The sequence below is a fragment of the Clostridia bacterium genome, assembly GCA_028698525.1.
GTDB lineage: Bacteria > Bacillota > Clostridia > JAQVDB01 > JAQVDB01 > JAQVDB01.
Genome location: JAQVDB010000083.1, coordinates 1 through 6,744 on the forward strand (window position 1 = coordinate 1; position 6,744 = coordinate 6,744).

Here is a 6,744-nt window from a genome sequence, read left to right on the forward strand (position 1 = left end):
TCCTGCTGTGACGTGCAAAAATGCAATGATTATTTGATAGAGCAGTTAAAAGGGCAGACAACTAGCAAAGGCCTTATACTGATATCTCCTCATATGACCAGGAAAGAAGCAGAAAAATACTTAGAGAATAGTCAAATAGTAGGATTAAAACCTTATCATCTATTAAGCGATAAAAAACCCACAAATCAAGCTGATATATCTGAATATTTACCTGATTGGGCCTGGGGGTTAGCTGATGAATATGAGGCTATAATAATGCTGCATTTAGTTAAAGATGGAGCTTTATCTGACGTTAAAAACCAAAAAGAGATAATGGATAAGTGTAAAAAATATCCTAACATGAAATTGGTGCTTGCACATGGGGGACGAGGTTTTAACTTCTACAATACTATAAAAGGCATAAAATCTTTAAGTGGGTTGCAAAATGTATGGTTTGACGTATCGGGAATATGTGAATCCGAATCTATAACAGCGATCTTAAACGAATTCGGTCCTCAGAAGCTGATGTGGGGCAGCGATTTCCCAATATCCCAGATTAGGGGAAGATGTGTTACTGTTGGGGATGGATTTGCATGGTTACAGAAGGATACGGTGAATTGGGAATTTAGCTCTATTGGTGGAAATCCTAATCCCATTCTGGTAGGCATTGAGTCGTTAAGAGCTTTGAAGCAGGCATGTGAACAGTTTTGTGCTAATGAACAAGATATCCAAGATATTTTCTGCAGCAATGGGATGAGGCTTTTAGGGAAAAATGATGATAAAGGGACACGGACACAGGAGCTATATAGATATGCAAAGACCAGGATACCCGGAGGGACTCAACTTTTGAGCAAGAGGCCTGAAAACATGGCCCCGGAACAATGGCCTCCCTACTTTAAAGAGGCGAGAGGATGTGAAGTTTGGGACCTAGATGGAAGGCATTACTATGATATGTATTCTAACGGTATCGGCGCTTGTCTCCTTGGATATAACGACTATCATGTAAATAAAGCTGTGAAGAGAAGAATAAACTTGGGCAATATGTCCACTTTAAACCCTCCTGAAGAAGTTGAGCTGGCAGATCTATTATGCGAAATTCATCCATGGGCTGAACAGGTCAGATTTGCACGGAGTGGTGGGGAAATAGCCGCTGTTGCTGTGAGAATTGCAAGGGCTACCACTGACCGCTCTGTAGTAGCAGTATGTGGATATCACGGGTGGCATGATTGGTATCTAGCAGCCAATCTTGGGGAAAATGATGCATTAAGAGGTCATCTGCTTCCAGGATTAGAACCATTAGGTGTACCCAGGGAATTAAGAAATACTACCATTCCATTCAGGTACAACAGAAGGGATGAATTCAAAAATATAATAGATAACTATGGTGATAGATTGGCTGCTGTGATAATGGAGCCTTGTAGACATAATGATCCTGAACCTGGTTTTCTTGAGTTTGTAAAAGATGAAGCTCATAAATGTGGTGCACTTTTGATTTTTGATGAGATTACAATAGGATGGAGATTGCATTTCGGAGGGGCACATTTAAGACTTGGAATAAATCCAGACATGGCTATCTTTGCAAAGTCCCTAGGCAATGGATATCCTATCGGGGCAGTGATAGGAACCAAGGAAGCTATGGATGGCGCACATTCGTCCTTTATCAGCAGTACCTATTGGACCGAAAGCATAGGACCTACAGCTGCATTAGCAGCGGTTAAAAAGATGCAAAAGACTGATGTTCCTCTACATGCAGAGAAGATAGGGAATATGGTCAAAGGATATTGGAGGAAATACGGAGAAAAATACAACCTGCCTATATGTGTGGAGGATGGATATCCTTGTCTAGCTACATTCAAATTTGACCATGAGCTGTCAGAACAATTGAGAACATTGTATACACAGCTTATGCTGGAACGGGGTTTTTTGGCAGCAGGTTCTATATACGTAACTTTAGCCCACACTGAAGAGATAATATCTAAATATGGGCAAGCAATTGAAGAAGTATTTGCTGAAATCTCCCATGCTATTGTTTCAGGTGATGTGGAGAATACATTACGAGGACCTATAGCACTTAGCGGATTTAAGAGATTGATTAAATAGGAGGATATTTTGATGAAACTTCTGAGTCAAAACCAGATAGAGGAGATTAAAAGATGTAGCCAGGATATAATAGAGAATATCGGTTTCAAGGTTACCCACAAGGATATATTAAAGATTGCTAAAAGTGAGGGAGCTATAGTAGATGATGTAAATCAGATAATAAAAATACCTAAGACTTTGCTCAACGAACTGCTTTCCAATATGCCTATAAGTTTTGACATAAGAGGATTGAGTGGAAAGTCACATAGAGTTGGCGATGGCGGGCAATATTGCCTAGCCATCGTTACAGATCCCTGGATAATAGATTATGAATCGGGTATACCTAGAAGACCTTGTCTAGAGGATATAAGAAAACACACTATATTGGCACAGAAAATGGATGATGTTATAGCTATGAGCAGAATGGATTTCCCAGTTACTGACTTTGATGACCCCACTTCAAGTTATAGAGCATTGGAAGAGCATTTACTAAATCATGATAAACATTATTTTGTTTATGCCACATCCCGTCAAAGCTTGAAACAGTGGTTGGATATAGCTAGTATAGTGAATCCAGGTAGCAGCATAAAGAACAGTGGCTTGATGACAATAGCCGTAGCAGTTGTTTCACCATTGGTATTAAACCAATTAAATGGAGAACTGCTTATCGAGGCTTGTAGATATAATTTTCCGGTTATACCTACAATTTGTCCTATGTCAGGTACTACCTCCCCCTATTCTAAAGATGGTACTCTTTTACTAGGCAATGTGGAAAACATCTTTGTGGCGGCTTTGACTCAAATGATAAATCCAGGGAATCCATTTATATATGCCTTTGGACCATCGATGAGTAATATGAGGACAGGATATGATATGTATTATACATTTGAGAAGGTTTTATGGAAGGTAGGCACAGCACAGCTGGCTCAGTCCTACAACATACCTGTAGCGTTAGAATGCGGCGGTTCTATGACCTATAGGTATGACCAACAGAGCGGTGCTGAAGGCATGACTTTCATGCTAGCTGCACAAAGCATGGGAGCAGATTTACTTGCAGGGATAGGGTCCTGCTATAATGCAAACGGGATGTCGGCAGAGATGATGATAATACAAAATGAATGGTTAAATATTTCCAAATATCTGTCAAAAGGATTACATACAAACAACCTGCTTGAGGCCATGAACAGCATAAAGGAAGCAGGTCCAGGGGGCAATTTTCTCGCAGACCCTCTTACTTTAAAAAATTTGAGGAGCAATGAGTTCTTCAAAAGTAAAATATTAGATCTTTCGGGAGAATGGGATAAAGGGGAATCCATGTTGAAAAATGCCCACCAAAAAGTATGTGAGATGACTGAGAATTATAAATCACCAGTTCCTGAAAAAATCCAAGATGGAATAAGGGATTATTTTACTAAATTATATGATAAAATAGGATAGATGGAAATTATTTCGTTCCTTTTTGGGCTGTAGAAGGTTTAAATTAAAGATTGATTAAAAAATTCATAATAAAGAAGGATTTTTGGAAGAAATGTAGAAACTATTAATTAGTCCACTGGAGAAAGTATTTTAGTTTAAATGATAAGGAGATGTAAATGATATGAAAGCGGGATTGACGGAAGTTATAATAACACCACCTTTGGGGGTTGCCCTTGGAGGGAATGGCAGGGAAGATAACAAAGCTAAAGGTGTACACGATGATCTACAAGCTAATGTTGTAATACTCGATAACGAGGGACAGAAAGTTGCCTTTATCGGATTGGATCTACTAGCTATTTTTGGGGAAGACTGTGATGCTATAAAGACTAGGGTTGAAAAGGCAACAGGAATAAAAAAAGAAAATATAACGATAAATGCTACCCATACCCATAGCGGCCCTAATGTAGTAAAAGCATTTATGAATGACAAGAAAGAGATAGAGGATATAGATAACTATAGGGCGGACTTAATTGATAAGGTATCAAAAACTGTAATAGAAGCCAATGAAAATATGTTTGACTGTAAGATAGGGTTTGGGAAAGTAGAAGAACCTGACTATAGTTTTAACAGAAGAATAATATTAAAAGATGGTTCATTTAAAATGGTTTTCGAAGACTATGACCCTGATGATATCGAAAGGATAGTAGGGCCAGAAACATTTCCGGATTTAAATATATTCAAAATTACAGACAAAGATTGCAATATAAAAGGAGTGATGGTAAATTACACATCACATCTTACGGCTTTATGTGGAGAAGGCCTTCTTTATTCTAGAGATTTTGTTCATTACTTTACTGAAAGCCTCAAATCCAAATATGGCAAGGATATAGTTGTATTTTATGCAAATGGTGCGCAAGGGAACTTAACATCATATGACACTAAAAAAGAGTTCAACCCATGTTTTGAAGAGGCGGAAAGAGTAGGCAACGGTTTAGCAAAGACGGCGATAAGATTGATCGATCAAATAGAGGTAGAAGATGAACTAAAAATAAAAACAATTTACAGGAAAATAAAATTGCCGTTGAGGGAAATTACCCAAGAAATGATAGATCAAGCTGAAGAGACATTAAAAAAGGCCAGCGGACCTATCAGTGCACACGGGTTAGATCCTAAAATAGGGGCTGGAGAAGTGCTAAAGCTTGCCAATATAGGCAAAGAATATGAAGAAACGGTAATACAAGCAGTGCAGCTAGGAGATTGTGCTATAGTAACTTTCCCGGGTGAAGCATTTGTGGAATATGGAATCCAAGTTATAGATAATTCTCCTTTTAAAAATACTATTATTTTCGGATTGGCCAATGATTATATTGGTTATGTCCCTACGGAGGAGGCATTTAGCCAGGGAGGTTATGAAATTAAAACTGCGACTACCAGTAGGCTTGATCCAAAAGCTGGAACAGCCCTTGTTAAAGAAGCAAATAAACTTTTGAAAGATTTAGCTGAATTGTAATATCAAAAAGAATAATGTCCTTACAAAGGCATTATTCTTTTTGATATTATAAGTATATAGGTGTTGTTTAAAAATAAAATTAAATTTGGAAGAATATTTAAAAAAAGAAGGATTTTATTAAGATATGTAGAATACACATTAATAAGACCAGTGGACAAACGAAGCTTTGGAGATGTTTATTTAATGCAGAAGATAAAAAATCAAAAACTAATCAAGATAACAAATCTTACTACTATATTAAAATTAATAAGGAAAAAAGAGATAATATCAAGAGCGGAACTAGCTAAAATAGCCAAGCTTAGCCCAACAACTATATCAGATTTGACACAACTTTTGCTTAATGAGGGTGTAGTAATAGAAATAGGGGAAGGCACATCCAAAGGCGGCAGGAAGCCAATACTGCTTTCCTTGAATGATAGATGTGGTTTTTTTATAGGGGTAGATATAGCTGTAAACTTTTTGAAAATAGGTATATTTGATATTGAATTAAATGTTATTCAAATGACAGAAAAAGAATTTATAAAGACGGAGTATACCAATGATGAATTATCAAGAGAGATAATAGATTTGATACAAGAACTTTTAGAAAAAAGCAGGATAAATAAGAAAAAGATTTTTGGCATAGGGATAAGCGTAGAAGGTATAATAGATTATAATAAAAAAGTCATATTATCATCTACGGTATATCCTCATTTAAGAAATGTCAATTTATTTGATCTCATCAAAAAGGAATTTGATGTTCCTGTATATATAGAAAATGGCTCTCAATTAGCAGCATTAGCAGAGAAACAATTGATCAAAAGATATAGCTCATACCATAGTGTTGTGTTTTTTGAGGTGAATACAGGAATAGGTGAAGGCATAATATTAGATGATAAGATATACAATGGGGCTTTTGGAGGAGCAGGGGAAATAGGACATATTACGGTAGATGTCAATGGACCTGTCTGTAACTGTGGCAATAGAGGCTGTCTAGAAGTCATGGCTAACAAAAAAGCTATCATAAATCAGGTACAAAAGATACTAAAGTTTAATGGAAATACAGTGTTAAAACAGATAGAAAAACAAGATATTACTCTAAAGGATATTGGAGATGCAGCTGCTGAAGGAGATCAGGTAGCTATAGATATTATAAGAAGAGAAGCAAAATATTTAGCTGCAGGGGTATTGAATATCATAAATACGTTTAATCCTGAGGCTATCATTATAGGCGGAGATATTATCGATTTGGGTGATAATTTGATAGGGGAGATAAAAAAGATAATATCTAATACTGCATTCGCCCATTATTTAAATAGAATAGAGCTTGTATATTCTAAATTGCAGCACGATGTTAAACTCAAAGGTGCTGGTTTATTGGCGGTAAATATGTTTTTTGAAAATCCATTTATAATCTTTGATTTTGATTGAATTTCAAATATCCAACTAAACACCAGCCCACCCTTTATTACTTCCATCATAATTGATTTTATCTAGGAGAACTCACAATGCCTGAAAATCAGAGAAACTTTGCAACAAAAGACAACCTTCCGACATATGCAGACAAAATAGGTGAACTGAAAGACAAAGGAGCAAAACTGGTAACAACCAGGCTATCAAGGCTGCTAGGGCCAAAAAACATATATTGATTGAGAAACCTATTGCATTGACAATTGAGCAATCAAAAGAGATAATAGAAGAATGTAAAAGCAATGATGTGAAATTGGCAGTGGGCCTCATGATGAGGTTCGGTGCTTATCACATGAAAATGAGAGAACTTG

6 protein-coding genes are annotated in these 6,744 nt (G+C 36.7%); all 6 read left to right on the top strand.

Annotation, left to right across the window (positions count from 1 at the left end; translation table 11 throughout):
* Window positions 1-2,079, top strand: a 2,079-nt coding sequence (locus PHP06_09930; protein ID MDD3840869.1) for an aminotransferase class III-fold pyridoxal phosphate-dependent enzyme, incomplete at its 5' end; no start/stop codon positions are given.
* A 12-nt stretch (window positions 2,080-2,091) separates the two neighbouring features.
* Complete coding sequence (locus tag PHP06_09935; GenBank protein MDD3840870.1) at window positions 2,092-3,495, top strand: trimethylamine methyltransferase family protein; 1,404 nt, start codon at window positions 2,092-2,094, stop codon at window positions 3,493-3,495.
* A gap of 160 nt (window positions 3,496-3,655) precedes the next feature.
* On the top strand, window positions 3,656-4,984 hold the full coding sequence (locus PHP06_09940) for a neutral/alkaline non-lysosomal ceramidase N-terminal domain-containing protein (protein MDD3840871.1): 1,329 nt from the start codon (window positions 3,656-3,658) through the stop codon (window positions 4,982-4,984).
* Between the two features lie 183 nt (window positions 4,985-5,167).
* Window positions 5,168-6,394 (top strand): ROK family transcriptional regulator, encoded by a 1,227-nt coding sequence (locus PHP06_09945; protein ID MDD3840872.1) that lies wholly within the window; start codon window positions 5,168-5,170, stop codon window positions 6,392-6,394.
* Between the two features lie 77 nt (window positions 6,395-6,471).
* Window positions 6,472-6,612 (top strand): hypothetical protein, encoded by a 141-nt coding sequence (locus PHP06_09950; GenBank protein ID MDD3840873.1) that lies wholly within the window; start codon window positions 6,472-6,474, stop codon window positions 6,610-6,612.
* Window positions 6,609-6,744, top strand: a 136-nt coding sequence (locus PHP06_09955; GenBank protein ID MDD3840874.1) for a gfo/Idh/MocA family oxidoreductase, incomplete at its 3' end; no start/stop codon positions are given. The genes PHP06_09950 and PHP06_09955, both read left to right, overlap by 4 nt.

Bases quoted from the DNA above. Each gene is read 5' to 3' on its own strand.
- PHP06_09935 (MDD3840870.1), top strand. From the start codon at position 2,092: ATGAAACTTCTGAGTCAAAACCAGATAGAGGAGATTAAAAGATGTAGC.
- PHP06_09945 (MDD3840872.1), top strand. From the start codon at position 5,168: ATGCAGAAGATAAAAAATCAAAAACTAATCAAGATAACAAATCTTACT.
- PHP06_09950 (MDD3840873.1), top strand. From the start codon at position 6,472: ATGCCTGAAAATCAGAGAAACTTTGCAACAAAAGACAACCTTCCGACA.
- PHP06_09940 (MDD3840871.1), top strand. From the start codon at position 3,656: ATGAAAGCGGGATTGACGGAAGTTATAATAACACCACCTTTGGGGGTT.